This window comes from Paenibacillus camerounensis, from assembly GCF_000723885.1.
Taxonomy (GTDB): domain Bacteria; phylum Bacillota; class Bacilli; order Paenibacillales; family Paenibacillaceae; genus Paenibacillus_AQ; species Paenibacillus_AQ camerounensis.
The window spans coordinates 1-18,635 of sequence record NZ_CCDG010000058.1 but is presented as its reverse complement, the minus strand read 5'-3'; the positions used below and the strand labels follow the sequence as shown (position 1 = coordinate 18,635).

Annotated in this window: 18 protein-coding genes, 1 rRNA gene and 1 other RNA gene; 19 read left to right on the top strand and 1 reads right to left on the bottom strand. The window is 51.5% G+C overall.

Going from position 1 to position 18,635, the window contains the following annotated elements; genetic code table 11:
• The first annotated feature begins 3 nt into the window (after positions 1 to 3).
• From BN3772_RS21275 to argS, 4 genes are all read left to right on the top strand, one after another.
• Positions 4 to 672 (top strand): GNAT family N-acetyltransferase, encoded by a 669-nt coding sequence (locus tag BN3772_RS21275; RefSeq protein ID WP_042202065.1) that lies wholly within the window; start codon positions 4 to 6, stop codon positions 670 to 672.
• Positions 673 to 724: 52 nt separating this feature from the next.
• Positions 725 to 1,396, top strand: a complete 672-nt coding sequence (locus BN3772_RS21270; protein ID WP_042202064.1) for a hypothetical protein — start codon at positions 725 to 727, stop codon at positions 1,394 to 1,396.
• Positions 1,397 to 1,541: 145 nt separating this feature from the next.
• Entirely contained in the window at positions 1,542 to 1,985 is a 444-nt protein-coding gene (locus tag BN3772_RS21265) for a YwiB family protein (RefSeq protein ID WP_042202063.1), read from the top strand.
• Positions 1,982 to 3,667, top strand: coding sequence for an arginine--tRNA ligase (gene argS / locus BN3772_RS21260; RefSeq protein WP_042202062.1), 1,686 nt, complete (start codon positions 1,982 to 1,984; stop codon positions 3,665 to 3,667). Before BN3772_RS21265 ends, argS begins: the two co-directional genes overlap by 4 nt.
• Positions 3,668 to 3,788: 121 nt before the next feature.
• Here the strand turns inward: argS and BN3772_RS21255 are convergent, their stop codons facing one another.
• Complete coding sequence (locus BN3772_RS21255) at positions 3,789 to 4,964, bottom strand: S8 family peptidase (protein ID WP_042202061.1); 1,176 nt, start codon at positions 4,962 to 4,964, stop codon at positions 3,789 to 3,791.
• 358 nt (positions 4,965 to 5,322) lie between these two features.
• Between BN3772_RS21255 and rpoE the strand changes: the two genes are divergently transcribed.
• The 15 genes from rpoE to BN3772_RS21180 all read left to right on the top strand — a co-directional run.
• Positions 5,323 to 5,880, top strand: coding sequence for a DNA-directed RNA polymerase subunit delta (gene rpoE, locus BN3772_RS21250; RefSeq protein WP_042202059.1), 558 nt, complete (start codon positions 5,323 to 5,325; stop codon positions 5,878 to 5,880).
• Between the two features lie 293 nt (positions 5,881 to 6,173).
• On the top strand, positions 6,174 to 7,781 hold the full coding sequence (locus BN3772_RS21245; RefSeq protein WP_042171957.1) for a CTP synthase: 1,608 nt from the start codon (positions 6,174 to 6,176) through the stop codon (positions 7,779 to 7,781).
• A 279-nt stretch (positions 7,782 to 8,060) separates the two neighbouring features.
• Positions 8,061 to 8,435, top strand: coding sequence for a response regulator (locus tag BN3772_RS21240; protein WP_042171959.1), 375 nt, complete (start codon positions 8,061 to 8,063; stop codon positions 8,433 to 8,435).
• 220 nt (positions 8,436 to 8,655) lie between these two features.
• The gene (gene fba, locus BN3772_RS21235) at positions 8,656 to 9,510 is read left to right on the top strand and encodes a class II fructose-1,6-bisphosphate aldolase (protein WP_042171962.1); all 855 of its coding nucleotides are present in this window, start codon (positions 8,656 to 8,658) and stop codon (positions 9,508 to 9,510) included.
• Between the two features lie 187 nt (positions 9,511 to 9,697).
• The gene (locus tag BN3772_RS21230) at positions 9,698 to 10,951 is read left to right on the top strand and encodes a UDP-N-acetylglucosamine 1-carboxyvinyltransferase (protein WP_042202058.1); all 1,254 of its coding nucleotides are present in this window, start codon (positions 9,698 to 9,700) and stop codon (positions 10,949 to 10,951) included.
• 137 nt (positions 10,952 to 11,088) lie between these two features.
• Entirely contained in the window at positions 11,089 to 12,447 is a 1,359-nt protein-coding gene (rho, locus tag BN3772_RS21225) for a transcription termination factor Rho (protein WP_042171967.1), read from the top strand.
• Positions 12,448 to 12,472: 25 nt separating this feature from the next.
• Complete coding sequence (locus BN3772_RS21220; protein ID WP_042202056.1) at positions 12,473 to 13,750, top strand: radical SAM family protein; 1,278 nt, start codon at positions 12,473 to 12,475, stop codon at positions 13,748 to 13,750.
• Positions 13,751 to 13,864: 114 nt separating this feature from the next.
• Positions 13,865 to 14,062: a 50S ribosomal protein L31 gene (gene rpmE, locus BN3772_RS21215; RefSeq protein WP_042171971.1), complete on the top strand. Its 198-nt coding sequence runs from the start codon at positions 13,865 to 13,867 to the stop codon at positions 14,060 to 14,062.
• Positions 14,063 to 14,186: 124 nt separating this feature from the next.
• An RNA gene (ffs, locus tag BN3772_RS21210) (signal recognition particle sRNA large type) lies at positions 14,187 to 14,455 on the top strand.
• Between the two features lie 135 nt (positions 14,456 to 14,590).
• Positions 14,591 to 16,363 (top strand): DNA polymerase III subunit gamma/tau, encoded by a 1,773-nt coding sequence (gene dnaX / locus BN3772_RS21205; protein WP_042202055.1) that lies wholly within the window; start codon positions 14,591 to 14,593, stop codon positions 16,361 to 16,363.
• Between the two features lie 46 nt (positions 16,364 to 16,409).
• Positions 16,410 to 16,721, top strand: a complete 312-nt coding sequence (locus tag BN3772_RS21200; protein ID WP_042171975.1) for a YbaB/EbfC family nucleoid-associated protein — start codon at positions 16,410 to 16,412, stop codon at positions 16,719 to 16,721.
• A gap of 36 nt (positions 16,722 to 16,757) precedes the next feature.
• Positions 16,758 to 17,354 carry a recombination mediator RecR gene (gene recR / locus BN3772_RS21195; RefSeq protein WP_042171976.1) on the top strand — a complete coding sequence of 199 codons (597 nt, stop codon included), beginning with the start codon at positions 16,758 to 16,760 and terminating at the stop codon, positions 17,352 to 17,354.
• A 234-nt stretch (positions 17,355 to 17,588) separates the two neighbouring features.
• Entirely contained in the window at positions 17,589 to 17,846 is a 258-nt protein-coding gene (locus tag BN3772_RS21190) for a hypothetical protein (protein WP_052380630.1), read from the top strand.
• A 38-nt stretch (positions 17,847 to 17,884) separates the two neighbouring features.
• Positions 17,885 to 18,148, top strand: a complete 264-nt coding sequence (locus BN3772_RS21185) for a pro-sigmaK processing inhibitor BofA family protein (RefSeq protein WP_042171978.1) — start codon at positions 17,885 to 17,887, stop codon at positions 18,146 to 18,148.
• Between the two features lie 303 nt (positions 18,149 to 18,451).
• Positions 18,452 to 18,635 (top strand): 16S ribosomal RNA (locus BN3772_RS21180); the annotation flags it as partial.

The following is an 18,635-nucleotide window of genomic DNA, read 5'->3' as shown; positions in this document are numbered from 1 at the left end:
AAGATGTATAATAAAAGCTTTTTTGCTTTTGACGGTAAAACGCCCGTTCCCGCGGTTATCCGAAATTACACAGCGGCTGATTTCGGCGAGCTGATTACGATACAATCGGAAGCTTTTCCGCCCCCTTATCCCGCGGAGCTTCTATGGAACCGCGAACAGCTGCGTAATCATGTAGAGCGATTCCCGGAGGGGGCACTTTGTGCGGAAGTGAACGGGGAGCTGGCCGGTTCGGTCACGGGCCTCAAAATTCATTTTAATGAAGAATCGGCGCATAACGGTCATACCTGGTCTGAAGTAACAGCGGACGGATACCTCACTACGCATCAGCCTGACGGCAATACGCTGTACATTGCGGATCTCTGCGTACGCCCTAAATTCCGCAAGCTGGGACTGGGCAAGGAGCTGGTGCAGTCACTGTATCATGTGGTTGTGGAGCAGAAGCTGGAACGGCTGCTGGGTGCGGGAAGAATGCCTGGTTATCATAAAGAGGCTTCCCGCCTGTCGGCGCAGGCGTACCTTGCTGAGGTTATCGGCGGGCAGCTGGCTGATCCGGTCATAACGTTCCTGCTGCGCTGCGGACGGTCGCCGCTTGGTGTGACAGCAGACTACCTGGAGGATGAGGAGTCCTGCAATTACGCCGCACTGATGGAATGGCGGAATCCCTTTTTATAGAAAAGACTGGCTAAAGGCAGAACCCAATCAGAGTACCGGAGGAGATTCTAGTATGGAATATGTAAGAATTACGAGCCTTTCTGATCCGTTGTTCAGACAAGTACATAATCTGCTGAGTGAGGTATTCCCGCCTGAAGAGGTGCTGGAATACAGCCTGTGGAAGGAGCCGCTGGAGGATCAGGGAATCCGGGTATTCGCAGCTGTCCATGAAGGTACCGTTGTCGGGACTACCGAATACCGTTACTATCCGGACTGGAACGTGGCAATGACCGACTTCACTGTAATCGGCCGTGAAGGCCTGGGAATCGGGCGTTTTCTGGCCAAGAGCCGGCTGAAGGATCTGAAGAAGCTTGCAGCAGACAACGGCAAAGAGCTGTACGGCATGTTTGCGGAAATCTACGATCCATACCGGGTGGAGAATTTCGGATTTGGCGGCGTTAAGCCGATGGACCCGTTTGTCCGCCGTGAGGTGTTGTCCCACCTCGGTTATGAACGGCTTGATTTCCCTTATGTACACCCGTCCTGGCAGGGTGACGGTGAGGCTGTAACCGGGCTGGACCTCTGCTTCATGCCCGGACAGGAAGGACAGGAGACGGTAGAGGCAGCGCTGGTGGCCGACTTCCTGACCCGCTACTATACGGTACTCGAAGATAAGCCTGTCGCCTGGCATGCGATGGTGGAGCAGCTGCGCTCCACAGACAAGGTGCGGCTGCTGCCGTTGTAACGAATGAAATAGATTGAACCTGAATACCATTCAAAGGGAAAAATAAAAGTTCAATTGTATTGCTCACCCGAACTGGATATAGTGTACAATGGGTAAGCGAATATGCCTTGAATCTATGAATTGAACGATAAGCGAGGAACAGAGAATGTCTGAATTACAGTCCGGCAAATACGGTGTTACTGTAACTTTGGAAAGCCGGCAGGACGGGCAGAAGAATGTAATTACGGCTGCCGGAGAAGCTGTCTCCAAAGGGGAGCAGCTGTTTATCCGTTATGAAGAAACGGAGCAGGGGCCTCAGGGAGAGGCCGTATCCGTCCGTACGATGATAAAGATTACAGGCCGCGAACTGAAGCTGATCCGGCACGGGAGTATCGAGTCTGAGCAGTCCTTTGAGACAGGGAAGCAGTTACCCGGCTTCTACCGCTCCCCGTACGCCCAGTTTAATCTCTCTACCGCAACACGGAAGCTGGATATTATGCGTAATGGACGTTCGCTGGAGGTCTCGTGGGAGTATGACTTGTACGTCTACGGGGAGTTATCAGGACAGTTCGCTATCAGTTTGTATATACAGGAGGAACCACAATCATGACACAAAGTTCAAATCCGCTGCAGCTTGCGAATGAGCGGGTCAAAGAAGCGGTAGCAGGTGCTATTCTGGCTGCCGGTCTCGTAACGCAGGAAGAGCTTCCGGCCATTGCGCTGGAGGTGCCGAAGGACAAGGCTCACGGAGATCTGGCTACCAATGCCGCTATGCAGCTCACCAAGATTGCCAAGCGCAACCCGCGGCAGATTGCGGAAGCTATTATTGAGCATCTGGATACCGCTTCCGCCTCTATTGAAAAAGCGGAAATCGCCGGCCCGGGTTTCATCAACTTCACGCTCTCCAAGAGCTACCTGTACCCGGTCATCGGTCTTGTCACAGAGCAAGGCGACAACTACGGGCGGATTGAGACAGGCAAAGGCAAAAAGGTAGAAATGGAGTTTGTCAGCGCCAATCCTACCGGCAGCCTGCATCTCGGACATGCCCGCGGCGCGGCTGTCGGCGATGCCCTCTGTAATGTACTGGATTTTGCCGGTTACCAGGTGACCCGGGAGTACTACATTAATGATGCCGGTAATCAGGTAAACAATCTGTGCAAATCAATCGAGGCCCGTTATCTGCAGGAGCTCGGCCAGCCGGCGGAAATGCCGGAGGACGGTTACCACGGTGAGGACATCAAGGGATTCGCCAAGGATCTTGTTGCTGAGAAGGGTGACACCCTGCTGGAGCTGGCTCCGGGAGACCGTGCGGCATTCTTCCGTACCTACGGGCTTACGAAGGAGCTGGGCAAGATCAAGCGCGACCTTGAGCGCTTCCGCGTAAATTTCGACATCTGGTACAGCGAGACCTCGCTCTACGAGAACGGGCAGGTGCTGCGCTCGCTGGATGAGCTGCGCGACCGCGGCGAAGTGTACGAGCAAGACGGGGCTACCTGGCTGAATACGACCAAATACGGCGACGACAAGGACCGCGTACTGATTAAGAACGACGGCACCTACACCTACCTGACGCCGGATATCGCTTATCATAACGATAAGTATGAGCGCGGCTACGATACTATGATCAACATCTGGGGAGCTGACCATCACGGCTACATCCCGCGGATGAAGGCTGCGATGTCCGCACTCGGCAACGACCCTGAGAAGCTGGTCGTGCTGATTGCCCAGATGGTCAGCCTGTTCCAGAACGGCGAAAAGGTCAAAATGTCCAAGCGTACCGGCAAAGCCGTTACGATGGAGGACCTGATGGAGGAAGTCGGACTCGACGCGATCCGCTATTTCTTCACCATGCGCAGCATGGATTCGCATCTTGATTTCGACATGGATCTGGCCATTTCCACATCCAATGAGAATCCTGTCTATTATGTGCAGTATGCGCATGCGCGGATCTGCAGCATTTTCCGCCAGGCTGAGGAGCAGGGCATTGCCTTGCCTGCCATTGATCAGATTGACTTCAGCAAGCTGACAGCTGTTCATGAATATGATCTGCTGCGCAAAATCGGCGAGCTGCCTGCTGAAATTGCCATTGCTTCCGAAGGCTATGCACCGCACCGCCTGATCCGCTACGTATACGATCTGGCGGCACAGTTCCATAGCTATTACAAGGCTGAGCGCGTCATCACTGACGACGCTGCCCAGACCGTTGCCCGCCTCGCCCTGCTGGGCGCGGCCCGCACCACCATCGCCAACGTCCTGCGTCTCGTTGGCGTAACGGCACCTGAGCGGATGTAACACCCGCTCAGCACACCAAGCACCGCCTCCCCGTGCCCCGGGGAGGCGGTGCTTTTTGCTGCCGCCGGCGCTGCGCCCGGCGGCCTTCCCCGCCGCAGTACGCGGCGGGGCCCTTACGGGCCTACGCCTTCGCGGCAGCGGCGGCGGCCCGTTTGGCTCTTGCGCCTGCGCGCAGCAGGCGCAGGGCATCGGCTGCGCCGCCGCCGAGGGCAGCGCGGCGCTGGCCCTTGCGCAGCCGCACCGGCATGGCCGTGCGGCGCAGGAGCTGCTTCAGCTCGCGCGGCGTCAGCGCCGGGCGGAGCGCGAGCAGCAGGGCCGCGGCACCGGTGACATGCGAGGTCGCCATGGAGGTGCCGCTCATTTCCTTGTAGCCCTCCCGCAGCCAGCAGGAGGGCACACCCTCGCCGGGCCCGTATACGTCGATATACGGGCCGCGGTTGCTGAAGGCCGCGACGCGGTGCCTCCGGTCAAGGGCGCCGACGGCAATCGTCTCGGGATAACGGGCCGGATAATCCCCGCCCCGCTTGCCGTCGTTGCCGGAGGAGGCGATGATGGCAATTCCGGCCCGGTAGGCCTTGATCACCACATCATGCAGCGCCTTGCTCCGGGTCTTCATGCCGAAGCTCATATTGATGATATCGATCTTGTTCTGCACGCACCAGTCGATGCCGAGCACAATATCGGATACATAGGCGGAGCCGTTATGGTCGAAAGCCTTAACCGGGTAGAGCAGGGCCCGCGGCGCAACGCCCATCATGCCGCGCGTACCCCCGGCGGCGGCCAGCGTGCCGGCAATGTGTGTGCCGTGCCCGTTGTCATCCAGCGGCAGCATGCCGCGGTGGAGCAGATTAACGCCGGAGGCGAGGGAATGCTTCAGGTCAGGGTGGCGGTAATCGACCCCGGTATCAATAACACCGATTTTCACATGGACGCCGGTGGATTTGGACCAGGCCTGGGGGGCATGAATCGCCTTCACGCCCCAGGGCATCATCGCGGTGCCTGTTTTTTCGCCCGCCAGAGAGTGAACCTGGATTCTGAAATCTTCTTCTATGCTTAAGGAGCCGGCGAATTTGTCCATCAGCTTCTCCGCTCCTGCAGCGGGTACAAAAAACGCCTTAATCAGGCTTGAGACCTGCACCTGCCGCAGCCCCGGGCGCTTGGCCTTCAGGGATTTCCACTGCGACAGGGCCCCGGCATACTGACGGTGGTCATTGAAGGTCACAATGCGCCGCTCCGCATTTTTGGGGGCAGCTGATATCTCTTCAAGCAGCAACTGCCAAAATCCGTAATAATCCATAGGTTACGCCGTCCCCTCCTCGCTGCCGTGCTGCCATATTGTATGAGGGAAGGCGGGTGTCCGAATGGGAACTTGCCCTTTTTTAGCGAAATAGGCTGCCCATCGTGTCAAAAAGCGGAGCTTCACATAAACTAAACAGAAGAGATCTTAAGCTCTCTTTGCAACATCCCGTAAGGAGCCGATCCTTGGCGCGGATACAGTCATGTGCGGAGGAATTTCCTCCGCCTTTTTAACGACCGCCTGCATTTTACATATTATCCCTGATAATTTCGGCCTTCCTGCCGCATTTGACTTGCATTTTGTACTCAAATAGGTTTTACTTAGTTTTGTTAATATGCGTGAGAGGAAGTGTCCCTTAGTGAGTACGCCACTCAATTTAAAGCTGGACCCTGAGAAATTAAAAGAAATGCCGATGGTCGACCTGGCCTTCCTGGTGCTTAAAGCGGCCAATACGCCTTATTATTACCGTGACCTTATGGTCGAAGTGGCCAAGCTGCGCGGTATGACCGAAGAACAAACCAACGATACGATTGCCCAGTTATATACCGAGATCAATATCGACGGGCGTTTTGCCTGTGTCGGAACCAACCTGTGGGGATTGAAGCGCTGGTATCCGCTTGAGCGCTCCGATGATCCAGTCGGCAACTCCAAACGTCCGCGTATCATCAACGATGAAGACGATGATCTCGAAGATGACGACTTTACTGAAGAGGAAGATAACTACGCTGCCGAGGAAGAGGATTTCGATGCGATCGACGAAGACCGCGACGACCTCTATTCCGACGACGACAGCGAAGAGGAAGTTGACGAAGATGTTGTCATTGATGATGATGACATTGACGAAGACGAGGATGAAGAGGATTCTGAAGACGGTGATAATGAGGACGCTGACGGTGACGGGGAAGACGGTTATTAATATCGCAGAACCGCGTAATTCCTCCCTTGACATGGGTGGGATCGTCAGAGTAAACTATTGCATGGGCTTCTAATGAAAGTTAATATGTTTTCTAAAATAAAAAGTGCCCCGGCTCTACGGGTGTCACTTTTTTTATTTTTTTAGATGGTTTTTCCGTGGTTTTTAGTGATTATCGCCTTTCATTTTAGGCGGCGGAAGTAACTTTAGTTTCCCCCGTTTTGATGATGGAAAAAAGGGTTACGATAAACAAAGCGTCGCCTGAATTTCTGGACTTTATTTAGGAGGGTTTTACAGTGACAAAGTATATTTTTGTAACGGGTGGCGTAGTGTCTTCCCTGGGCAAAGGCATCACTGCCGCTTCGCTGGGCAGGCTGCTCAAAAACAGAGGTCTAAAGGTGACAATCCAGAAATTCGATCCTTACATTAACGTAGACCCGGGAACAATGAGCCCTTATCAGCACGGGGAAGTATTCGTTACCGATGATGGAGCAGAGACAGACCTTGATCTTGGACACTACGAACGGTTTATCGACATTAACCTGTCCAAGAACAGCAATGTGACTACAGGCAAAATCTATTCCTCGGTTATCAGCAAGGAGCGGCGCGGTGAGTACTTGGGCGGAACCGTTCAGGTTATCCCGCATATCACGAACGAAATCAAAGAGCGCGTATTCCGTGCGGGACGCGAGACGGGTTCTGATGTAGTTATTACTGAAATCGGCGGTACTGTGGGTGATATCGAGAGTCTGCCGTTTATGGAAGCGATCCGTCAGATTAAGAGCGATATCGGCCGTGAGAACGTAATGTACATTCACGTAACCCTGATTCCTTATATTAAGGCTGCCGGTGAAGTGAAAACCAAGCCGACACAGCACAGTGTAAAAGAGCTGCGCAGCATCGGGATTCAGCCGAATGTGATCGTATGCCGCACAGAGTATCCTTTGACCGATGACATGAAGGCCAAGCTTGCCCTGTTCTGTGATATTGATGCTAATGCTGTTGTGGAATGCCGTGATGCTTCTACATTGTACGAGGTTCCGCTGAACCTGCGCGATGAAGGCCTGGATGAGATTGTAGTCAATCACCTTAAGCTGACTACACCGGCGCCGGATATGCGTGAATGGGAGAGCATGCTGAGCCGCATCCAGCAGCTGGAGCGTACAGTTGAAATTGCGATTGTCGGCAAATATGTAGCTCTGCATGACGCCTACCTGAGTGTAGTGGAGTCGCTCTCCCATGCCGGATTTGCAGCTAATGCAGAGGTTAAGATCCGCTGGGTTGACGCTGAGCTGATTACGGATGAGAATGTGGACGGGCTGCTTGGCGGCATCGGCGGCATCCTTGTTCCGGGCGGCTTCGGAGACCGGGGAATTGAAGGTAAAATCTCCGCAATCCGTTATGCCCGTGAGCAGTCTATTCCGTTCTTCGGCATTTGCCTGGGTATGCAGGTATCGGTAATCGAGTATGGCCGCTCCATCCTTGGACTGGCCGGAGCGAACAGCTCGGAGATTGATCCGGCTACACCGCATGCTCTGATCGACCTGCTGCCTGAACAGAAGGATATCGAGGACATGGGCGGAACGATGCGCCTGGGCCTGTATCCTTGCAAGCTTTTACCGGATTCCCTGGCAATGTCCTGCTATGAGGATGAGCTGGTGTATGAGCGTCACCGTCACCGGTATGAATTCAACAATGCTTACCGCGATGAGATTGAAAAAGCAGGCCTGGTGATCTCCGGAACCTCACCGGATGGGCGTCTGGTGGAAATTGTTGAGCTTCCGGGACATCCTTGGTTCCTGGCAGTACAATTCCATCCGGAATTCATTTCCCGTCCGAACCGTCCGCAGCCGCTGTTCCGTGAGTTCGTCAAGGCTTCCCTGACACATTCCGAGCAGATGTAATTCTAATCCAACGCATATGTATACCGGTCTGTACAGGCCGGCTGAAGGCCTCCGCAAGGAGGCTTTCTTTTGGATACAGGAGCATAAATGCTCTATACGCCGACACTAAAAGTCCACCATTAAATGGAATGTTTTTACCCTTTTTATCCAATTAGCAGGATTTTGGCTGTAAATCACGAATAATAGGTTTCGTATAGACTGAGTACCGAGTCATAACGGGCCGTTAACTGTGAGAGGGCACGGCATAGACAATCTGCCTTAAATCTGGGAGGGTATGATATGGAAAAGAGAAAAGTGTTAATCGTCGATGATCAGAACGGAATCCGGATTCTCCTGATGGAAGTGTTTAATAGTGAAGGGTATGCCACCTATCAGGCTGCTAATGGAAAAACGGCGCTGGAAATTGTACAGAAGGAGTCACCGGATCTGGTTCTGCTTGATATGAAAATTCCGGGAATGGACGGGCTGGAAATCCTTAAACACCTGAAGGAGCTAAATCCGGCTATTAAGGTCATTATGATGACAGCATACGGGGAACTGGACATGATCAAGGAAGCAACTAAATTGGGCGCACTGATGCATTTTACCAAGCCGTTTGATATTGATGAAATGCGGGTGGCGGTGAATACGCACCTTCAGGGGCAAGCCGGTTAAAGTCCGGGGCTATTTCCCTTAATAATGGTTTGGTGCACGTCTTTTGTGGATATCCTAAATAGGATCAGACAGCCTTTTTTGAAGGTTGGATAAATATCGTCCCACCGGGACATTTTTTTGTGTACCCTATTTAGTATTTGACACAGGATGTGCTATAATAAGCCTGTATGTGATGTGGGCTTATATATAGGCAACCAACATTCTTAGGAGGATTGAAACCATGCCATTAGTATCTATGACTGACATGTTGAACAAAGCACTTGAAGGAAAATATGCAGTAGGCCAGTTCAACATTAACAACCTGGAGTGGACTCAAGCGATTCTTGGCGCAGCTGAAGAAGAAAAGTCCCCGGTAATCCTTGGTGTTTCTGAAGGCGCAGCGCGTCACATGGGCGGATTCTTCACTGTAGTGAAGATGGTTGAAGGACTTGTTCACGACATGAAGATCACTGTTCCTGTTGCTATTCACCTGGACCACGGCTCCAGCTTTGACAAATGTAAAGAAGCTATTGATGCCGGATTTACTTCCGTAATGATCGACGGTTCACACCATCCGATCGCTGAAAATATCGAAATGACCAAAAAAGTTGTTGAGTATGCACATGCTAAAGGCGTTTCCGTTGAAGCTGAAGTTGGTACTGTAGGCGGACAGGAAGATGACGTTATCGGCGGTATCCAATATGCAGACCTTAACGAATGTGTTGAACTGGTTAATGCAACCGGAGTAGACACTCTGGCTCCTGCGCTTGGTTCTGTACACGGTCCTTACCTTGGCGAGCCTAACCTCGGATTCAAAGAAATGGAAGAAATCCGCGATGCTGTTAAGCTTCCGCTCGTGCTTCACGGCGGTACCGGTATTCCTTTGCATGACATCCAGAAGTCCATCTCCCTGGGAACTTCCAAAATCAACGTAAACACTGAGAACCAGATCGCATTTGCTAAAGTGGTTCGTGAAGTGCTTGCAGCTAAACCGGATGCTTACGATCCGCGTACTTTCATTGCACCAGGCCGTACTGCAATTAAAGAAACCGTTATTGGCAAAATCCGCGAATTCGGCTCCAACAACAAAGCCTAAGCTAGTATCGCCTGAGGCGGACGAGCTATTTATCTTTGCAGCATATATAATATGGATATCCTTTTTATTGAAACGTGTGCCGTCCTTATTCCAAGGGCGGCGCAGCCGTTTCTGCTTCACACTACTAAGCCACAGCAGATATTGCCTGGGCAAGCTGCAATACACGTAGGGGGAAACAGATAATTCTATGGAAAAATTAATGATTGGCGGTGGACGTCCGCTAAAGGGCGTTGTGACCATCAGCGGTGCAAAGAATAGCGCCATCGCGCTTATTCCTGCAGCTATTTTAGCTGAATCTGAAGTTGTTCTGGATAATTTGCCGTCCCTTAGTGATGTAGCCGTTTACTCCGAAATTTTGGAAGAGCTTGGCGCGACTGTCTCCTGGACAGGCAGCCAGATGAGAATCGACCCCTCCCGTATCGTATCCATTCCCATGCCTAACGGACCAGTCAAAAAACTTCGCGCCTCTTATTATATGATGGGTGCACTGCTTGGAAGGTTTAAAGAAGCGACTATAGGTCTGCCCGGAGGGTGTAATTTTGAGCCCCGTCCGATTGATCAGCATATTAAGGGATTTGAAGCGCTTGGGGCAACTGTGACCAATGATCACGGTTCCATTCATTTGTATGCCAAGGAACTTCGCGGTGCAAAAATTTACTTAGACGTATCCAGCGTCGGCGCGACTATTAACATCATGCTGGCGGCTTCACGGGCCAAAGGCTCTACAATTATCGAAAATGCGGCTAAAGAGCCTGAGATTATAGATGTTGCTACCCTGTTAAACTCCATGGGCGCTGTTATTAAGGGCGCCGGTACTGAGACCATCCGGATCGAAGGCGTCACTGAGATGCATGGCTGCCGCCATTCCATCATTCCTGACCGGATTCAAGCTGGAACATATATGATTGCTGCGGCGGCAACGCGCGGCAATGTGTTAATAGATAATGTTATCCCTAAGCATCTTGAGGCATTAACAGCCAAGCTGCTGGAGATGGGTGTCGGTATTGAGGAGCTTGACGAGAGTATCCGGGTTATCGGCAGATCCAGATATGAGCATGTCGATGTAAAAGCGCTGATCTATCCCGGCTTTGCAACCGATCTGCAGTCTCCGATGACAAGCATGCTGACCCAGGCTGAAGGTGTAAGTGTACTGAGTGATTTTGTCTACAGCAACCGGTTCAAGCATGTACCGGAACTGGTACGCATGGGCGCCAAAATCCGTGTCGAAGGACGCTCGGCAATTATTGAGGGCGGCAGGCTTAATGCAGCCAAGGTAAAAGCGGCTGATTTGCGTGCAGGTGCAGCGCTTGTTATTGCCGGATTGACTGTAGAAGATGGGATTACAGAGGTGACAGGTGTTGAGTATATCGACCGGGGTTACGACAACCTGGTGACTAATATGCGTGATCTCGGCGCAGAAATCTGGCGCGAGGAAGACTAAGAGGATGGGATTATCCGGTCCTGGAAGACGGTTTTTTTGTATATGCTCTGCATATCTTCTTCCAGATTGGGTAATCCTATCCTAATGAGCAATTTACTAGATTTATATTTTATAAAAATTGAATAGGTGGTTATTACATGGATCTTCAAATTTCCGATCTGGAAGAAATGAAGCTGACCGAGCTTTACAAGCTGGCCAAGAAATACCAGATTCCGTACTACGGACAGCTGAAGAAACGGGAACTGATCTTTGCTATCCTCCGGGCACAGGCGGAGCAGAGCGGGCTCATGTTTATGGAAGGCGTGCTGGAAATTTTGCCGGAAGGCTATGGGTTCCTGAGGCCGATTAACTATTTGCCCAGTCCGGAAGATATTTATATTTCAGCCTCACAAATCCGCAAGTTTGATCTGAGAAGCGGCGATCTTGTATCAGGCAAATGCCGTACGCCGAAAGAAAATGAACGGTACTTCGGTTTGCTGCAAGTCAATGCCGTCAATGGCGAGAACCCTGCCAGTGCAGCGGAACGCTTGCATTTCCCGGCGCTAACACCTCTTTATCCGCAAGATAAGCTGCCGCTTGAAACATCCCCTACTCATCTGTCTACCCGTATAATGGATTTACTTGCTCCTGTAGGCCTGGGGCAGCGCGGATTAATTGTAGCACCTCCCAAAGCAGGGAAAACGCTCCTCCTGAAAGAAATTGCCAACAGCATCTCCACTAACAATCCCGAGATTGAACTGTTTGTACTGCTGATTGATGAACGCCCCGAGGAAGTAACGGATATGCAGCGCTCCGTAAAGGGCGAGGTGGTTGCTTCAACCTTTGATGAGCTTCCTGAGAACCACATTAAGGTTGCAGAGCTTGTACTGCAGCGTGCACTCCGTCTGGTTGAGCATAAAAAGGACGTTGTGATTCTGATGGACAGCATAACGCGGCTCGCACGTGCATATAACCTTGTTGTTCCGCCATCCGGACGTACACTTAGCGGAGGGATTGACCCTGCGGCGTTCCACCGTCCAAAGCGTTTCTTTGGTTCTGCGCGGAATGTGGAGGAAGGCGGAAGTCTTACAATACTCGCTACAGCGTTGATTGATACCGGGTCACGGATGGATGATATTATTTACGAAGAATTTAAAGGTACAGGTAATATGGAGCTCCACCTGGACCGTAAGCTGGCAGAACGGCGTATTTTCCCGGCGATCGATATCCGCCGCTCGGGAACACGCCGCGAGGAAGTACTGCTGAGCAAGGAAGAGCTCGATACCATTTGGGCTATCCGCAAAAATATGAACGAATCCTATGATTTTGTAGAAGGCTTCCTCAAGAAGCTGCGTGACAGCAAGACTAACGCTGAATTCCTGGCCTCATTCGATGTATCCGGCAGTAAAGATTCCTCATCGCCAAACGGTACGGCCAGCAATGGAGGAACCTCTAACAGCGGTGCATCCGCGCGCAGGACCTCACGTCCCAAGACACCTTCTGTCCCTACAACCTGAGAATAGAGAATAAGAGGAGATTAACATGTATCTGGTATATGCCGATGAACAAGGAAATGTATATGATCATCCTGAGCTGTATGGTCTGGCCCGCAGCGGGGATATGATCGTTGAGATGCTGGAAGAGGAGCTTATTCCGCTTCCGGAAGGGGCAACTCTGGTCGGGCTTCCGTGCACCCGTGCGGTAGGCATGAATCCCGCAACAGGTGAAATGCTGCCGCTGCCGGAGGGCTCCCAGGCTGTCGGGGCCCTGCTGCCGCAGGGATTTACAAGGCTGTGCCTTCCCGGTTATGTCAAGACGGACAAGTCATATAAGCTTCCGCTCTTCGGCTACTCTGCTGTAGTATGGAAAGACGGCAGCTTCTATGTTGCCGCTGATCCGACGGATGATCCGGAGCAGTGGAATCCCCTTAATTGTGACAGGGGAGAGGTAGAGGTAGGAGTAGGCCATCTAAAAGCCAAGTACCCGGAGAACCGCTTATATGACCATCTGTCTAACTGTGCACTGGGATATGAGTGTCTTACTTCATCTAATACTTTCCTTGGCCGTTGGGAAGGGGCTGTGCCTGTTTCTTATTCCTGTAATGCCGGCTGCTTCGGCTGTATTTCAGAGCAGCCTGATGATAGCGGGTTCGTCTCTCCGCAGACCCGGATGAATTTCCGGCCTACAGTAAGCGAGATCTCGCAGGTTATGCTGGAGCACCTGAAGACGCCGCAGTCCATTGTCAGCTTTGGCCAGGGCTGCGAGGGCGAGCCTTCCACCCAGGCTAAGCTAATTATTGAAGCGATCCGGGAAGTGCGGGCGGTTACTGATCTGGGATATATCAATATTAATACAAACGCCGGACTGAGCGATCATATCCGGGGAATCGTGGATGCAGGGCTTGATCTTATGCGGGTCAGCACCATTAGTGCGCTGGATGATCATTATAATGCCTACTATAAACCGCGCGGATATACGCTTGCCAACGTGGAGAAATCATTGAAGTACGCGGCCTCCCAGGGAGTCTATACATCAATTAATTACCTGATCTTCCCCGGAGTTACAGACCGGGAGGAAGAGATCGAAGCGATGGTTGAATTCTGCCGGCGTACTGATCTGAAGCTGATTCAGATGCGTAATCTTAATATTGACCCTGAGAGCTATCTGGGGTTAATCCCTCCTGCCCGGGGGGAGATTCTTGGCATGAAGACGATGCTGGATATTTTCCGTGAAGAGCTTCCGGATGTAGTGATCGGTTCGTATACGCACATCCCTCCAGCTGAGCTGGCCCGGGTGAAGGAACGCCGGGTGCATCTCTAGAAGCGACACGGAATTTAAAAATATTGCAGTGTCCGATATTTCGTGCTAGAATGTCGTTGTGCGTTTAATAACTCTGGGTCCGCATGAGGCCTAGGGCAAGAGAGGTGAAATGAAATGCAAGAAGCTATTCAACCAAAGTACCACATCACAACTGTGACCTGCGCTTGCGGCAACACTTTCGAAGCTGGTTCTGTTAAGCAGGAACTGCGCGTCGAAATTTGTTCAAGCTGCCATCCGTTCTTCACTGGCAAGCAGAAGTTCCTGGATGCTGGTGGTCGTGTCGATAAATTCAAGAAGAAATATGGTATCTAATTACCAGCGCCGCGCTGCGGCTTAGCATTGGAGGACTCCCCGGATAGATTATCCGGGGAGTTTTTATTTGCGGTTTCGGAGCAGAGGTTGATTTTTGGCAGAGCGTGAGCTATACTTAACTTCGCCGTGCTAGACGGGGAGGTAGCGGTGCCCTGTAACTCGCAATCCGCTGTAGCGAGGTTGAATTCCTGTTAGAGGTGCTGTCGATGTGAGGCCTTGGTTCCTATGGGCTGTGTTGACGGTTGGGTCCTCCGCAATGAGTGCTTGTGAACCTGGTCAGGTCCGGAAGGAAGCAGCCATAAGCAAGTTTACTCTTGTGCCGGAGGGTGGCCTAGCCCGAGCAGTTTCGTAGGGTTGCCGCTTGGATCGCAGCCATCAATAACAGGTGCACGGTTTAATAACATCCAGTAATAGCATCTTTGCCACAAGCGAAGATGCTTTTTGTTTTTGGTCAAATTCCCTGGAATATAGTATAATAAATTAGCGATAAATGCCGGAAAGCGGCAGTCTAAGAGAGGGTAATGCATAGTGGAACATATCGCGCTGTACCGTGCTTGGCGGCCGCAGTCATTCCAGGACATGGTAGGACAGCAGCATATTATCCAGACGCTGCAGAATGCAATCCGTGAACAGCGGGTTTCTCATGCCTACCTGTTCAGCGGACCGCGCGGAACAGGTAAGACGAGTGCAGCTAAGGTACTCGCCAAAGCGGTCAATTGCGAGCGCGGCCCGGGTCCTGAGCCGTGCAATGAATGTCCTTCCTGTCTAAGAATTACTGCAGGTAATATAATGGACGTGCAGGAGATTGACGCCGCGTCCAACCGCGGGGTCGAAGAAATACGCGACCTTAGGGATAAAGTGAAATACGCACCTACAGAGGTGCGCCGTAAAGTGTATATTATTGATGAAGTGCATATGCTGACAACAGAAGCATTCAATGCGCTGCTGAAGACGCTGGAGGAGCCTCCTCCGCATGTAATGTTTATTCTGGCGACAACTGAGCCTCATAAATTGCCGGCAACTATTATATCCCGCTGCCAGCGCTTTGACTTCCGGCGGGTATCCCTTGAAGAGCAGAGCGGCCGTCTTGCTGAAATCTGCCTCAAAGAGGGCATTACGGCAGATGCTGATGCCCTGCAGTATATCGCAAGGCTCTCCGATGGCGGTATGCGTGATGCACTCAGCATACTGGATCAGATCTCTTCCTTTACTGACGGTCAAGTAACCTATCAGCAGGTGCTCGGCATGACAGGAGGAATTCCTTCGGAGCAGTTCGCAAGGCTTGCCACCGCCATTCTGGATGGGGATATGGGGCGGCTTTTGGAGCTGGTAGAGCAGCTGATGCAGGAAGGGAAGAGCGCAGATAAATGTCTCGAGAATCTGCTGTACTATTTCAGGGATCTTCTGATGATTAAGATGGTTCCAAATGCGGATAAGCTGACTGACCGAGTGCTTAATCCGGCAGATTTCCGGGATATGGCCGCCGGCTTCTCGCGTGGACGGCTGTTTCAGATTGTCGAAACCTTGAACCGCTATCTTGGTGAAATGAAATACGCTACGCACCCCCAGACGTTGTTTGAGGTGGCTCTAATGAAGCTGTGCACAATGCAGCAGGAGGCTGAGCCGGCGGTAACGTCATCCGCGCAAGCGGGGGTGTCGCGTGATTCTTCAGCTGCCGGGCAGCCGGCGGCAGGTGAGCTAGACGCTCTGAAACGGCAGATTGCCGCTCTGGAGAAGAAGCTTGAGCAGGCTATTCAAGCGGGCGGTGTTTCCGGAGGAGGGCGGGATCAGGCTGCTGGACAGCGCCAGACCCCTGCTGCAGCCCCGTCACCGCGTGTCTCTTCAGGCTCCAAGCTGCCTCCGCAGCTTGATAAGTTTATTGCCAGCAAAGATAGCTCAGACTCTAATGCTGTCTATAAGCAATGGAGTACAGTACTCCAGGCCGTGAAGGAAGAACGGGTGACTGTTCATGCCTGGTTTGTTGACGGCGAGCCGGTATCTGTTATGGATGACGCGGTACTGGTAGCCTTTAAAAATACGATCCACCGGGATACAACCGAAAAGCCCGCTAACCGCCAGGTGATTGAGCAAGTGTTTGCTACGCGTCTGGGCAAGCCTTACCGGCTGGTGACTATGATGCTCCGCGACTGGACTGATGCTTCCCAGAAATCGGCTGCCAAGCCGGGAACTGAGGAGCTGCGTCTGGAGCATGAACACGATACTGCGGAAGAGAAGACTGAACCATGGATTGACGAGGCCATCCAGCTGTTTGGGGAAGACCTTGTTGTCATAAAAGAGTAACCCTTAGCCTATCAGCGCATAAGCGCATCCAAAGGAGAGACGACTAATGAATAATATGAACCAAATGATGAAACAGGTTAAAAAAATGCAGGAGCAAATGCTCAAGGCTCAGGAAGAGCTGGGCAGCAAAACAATGGAAGGAACATCCGGCGGCGGCGTAGTTACTGTTCAGGTTAACGGTCACAAGAAGGTGCTGTCCATTCAGATCAAACCGGAAGCAGTAGATCCGGATGATGTTGAAATGCTGCAGGATCTCGTGATTACTGCGGTTAACGATGCGCTTACCAAAGCCGAAGAGCTGGCTAACAATGACATGGGCAAATTTACAGGCGGAATGAAGATCCCGGGACTGTTCTAAGCCCGCTACACTCTAGCCTAAAGGAGAATCATCGCTTTGTATTATCCAGAACCGCTAGCCAAGCTGATTGATGCGTTTACACGTTTGCCCGGTATCGGGCCGAAGACGGCAGCCCGGCTGGCCTTTCATGTGCTTCACATGAAAGAGGACGAAGTTATTGATTTTGCCAAGGCGCTGGTCAGCGTCAAACGAAATCTCCACTACTGCTCTATCTGCTGTAATATTACTGATACTGATCCGTGCCGGGTGTGCCAGGATAAGACCCGTGATGCTTCGGTCATATGTGTAGTTCAGGAATCTAAGGACCTTGTGGCTATAGAGCGGACCAAGGAGTTTGACGGTTATTATCATGTGCTGCAGGGCGCGATCTCTCCAATGGAGGGGATCGGTCCGGATGATATCCGCCTGAAGGAGCTCCTGACACGCTTAAGTGACGAAAGGGTCAAGGAGCTTATTATGGCTACTAACCCGAATATTGAAGGGGAAGCTACAGCTATGTATATTTCCCGGCTCGTCCGCCCGTTTGAAATTAAGATCACAAGAATAGCCCATGGCTTGCCTGTAGGCGGCGATTTGGAGTATGCGGATGAAGTAACCCTGTCCAAAGCACTGGAAGGCCGACGCGAGCTGTGAGGCGTCTTCAAAAGGAATCGCTATAACTGACTTTATAAGGGAAGCCCTCGGGCTTCTCTTTTTTTGATTAATCATTGATTGCGCACGTGCCCCGTATTCTCCTTGATCCTTCAAGAGATAGTTGCGACCGCTTTTTGGTTCTAAGTTTGTCCTCCCGCTGATATGAATGAGAATATGCAGTGATGCGGATGTAGCGACTGCGAAGGATGGATATTTCATAAAGGGGGAGTAGTTATGCGCTGGTGGGGAAGTGCTCGGCAAGAAGAAGGGGTAAAAAGCTTAAATCAATTAAACATGGACGAGGATTGGAGTGTGTTCCTGGAGGTGCGTAACGCGCAGGTGGAATGGGAGAGGGCACATCTGATGTTTGATGAGGCATTAGGCCAGGACCAGATTGATTATGCGATCTTCATTCTGGAGGCAGCTGAGCGGAAGTACCAGATACATCTTAAGCACGCAAAGAGTTTGGGTATTAACCGGAGCCGGTTGTAGGGCCGCAGTTATTTTTGTCTGAAAGGGGAAGAGGCGGAATGAGGAATGTTGCTTTGGCGGTTCTAATTGGTTCGGTGATTCTGCTTGGCGTAATTGTGTTCCGTAAAAAGCTCGGCTTTGCCTGGCTGACTTTATTCGGAACTCACCTGGTATTAGCTGCACTTGGCATTTATATTGTTAATTTTTCAGGTTTGCTTACTGAAATTTATATCCCTCTGAATCCGGCGACAATAGGCGCAGTAACGGTTTTGGGTCTGCCCGGCGTACTGATGCTGCTCGGGCTGAAAATAACTTTGTTCTAAAAGGTTGACGGGGCCTAAGGATTTATGGTACATTAATTCTCGGCCCTTCGGACAAGAAGTTAACTAACAACTTGTTACCGAGTAAAGCGAAAAAAGAAAATAAAAAAACGCTTGACTTAATCGAAGAGGTTATGATATATTATAAAGGTCGCTGCTGAAAAAGACAACGACAAGCAAAATGAACAAATTGGTCTTTGAAAACTGAACAACGAGTGAGTGGAAATCACCTTGGTGATTTCAAAAATAGAGAATGCAAATTCTCGTCAGATGTTTCAAAATGAGCAATCGCTCGTTCGAAAAACCTAATTGGAGAGTTTGATCCTGGCTCAGGACGAACGCTGGCGGCGTGCCTAATACATGCAAGTCGAGCGGAGCTTATCCTTCGGGATAAGCTTAGCGGCGGACGGGTGAGTAACACGTAGGCAACCTGCCCCTTAACCTGGGATAACTACCGGAAACGGTAGCTAATACCGGATAATTTCTTTTT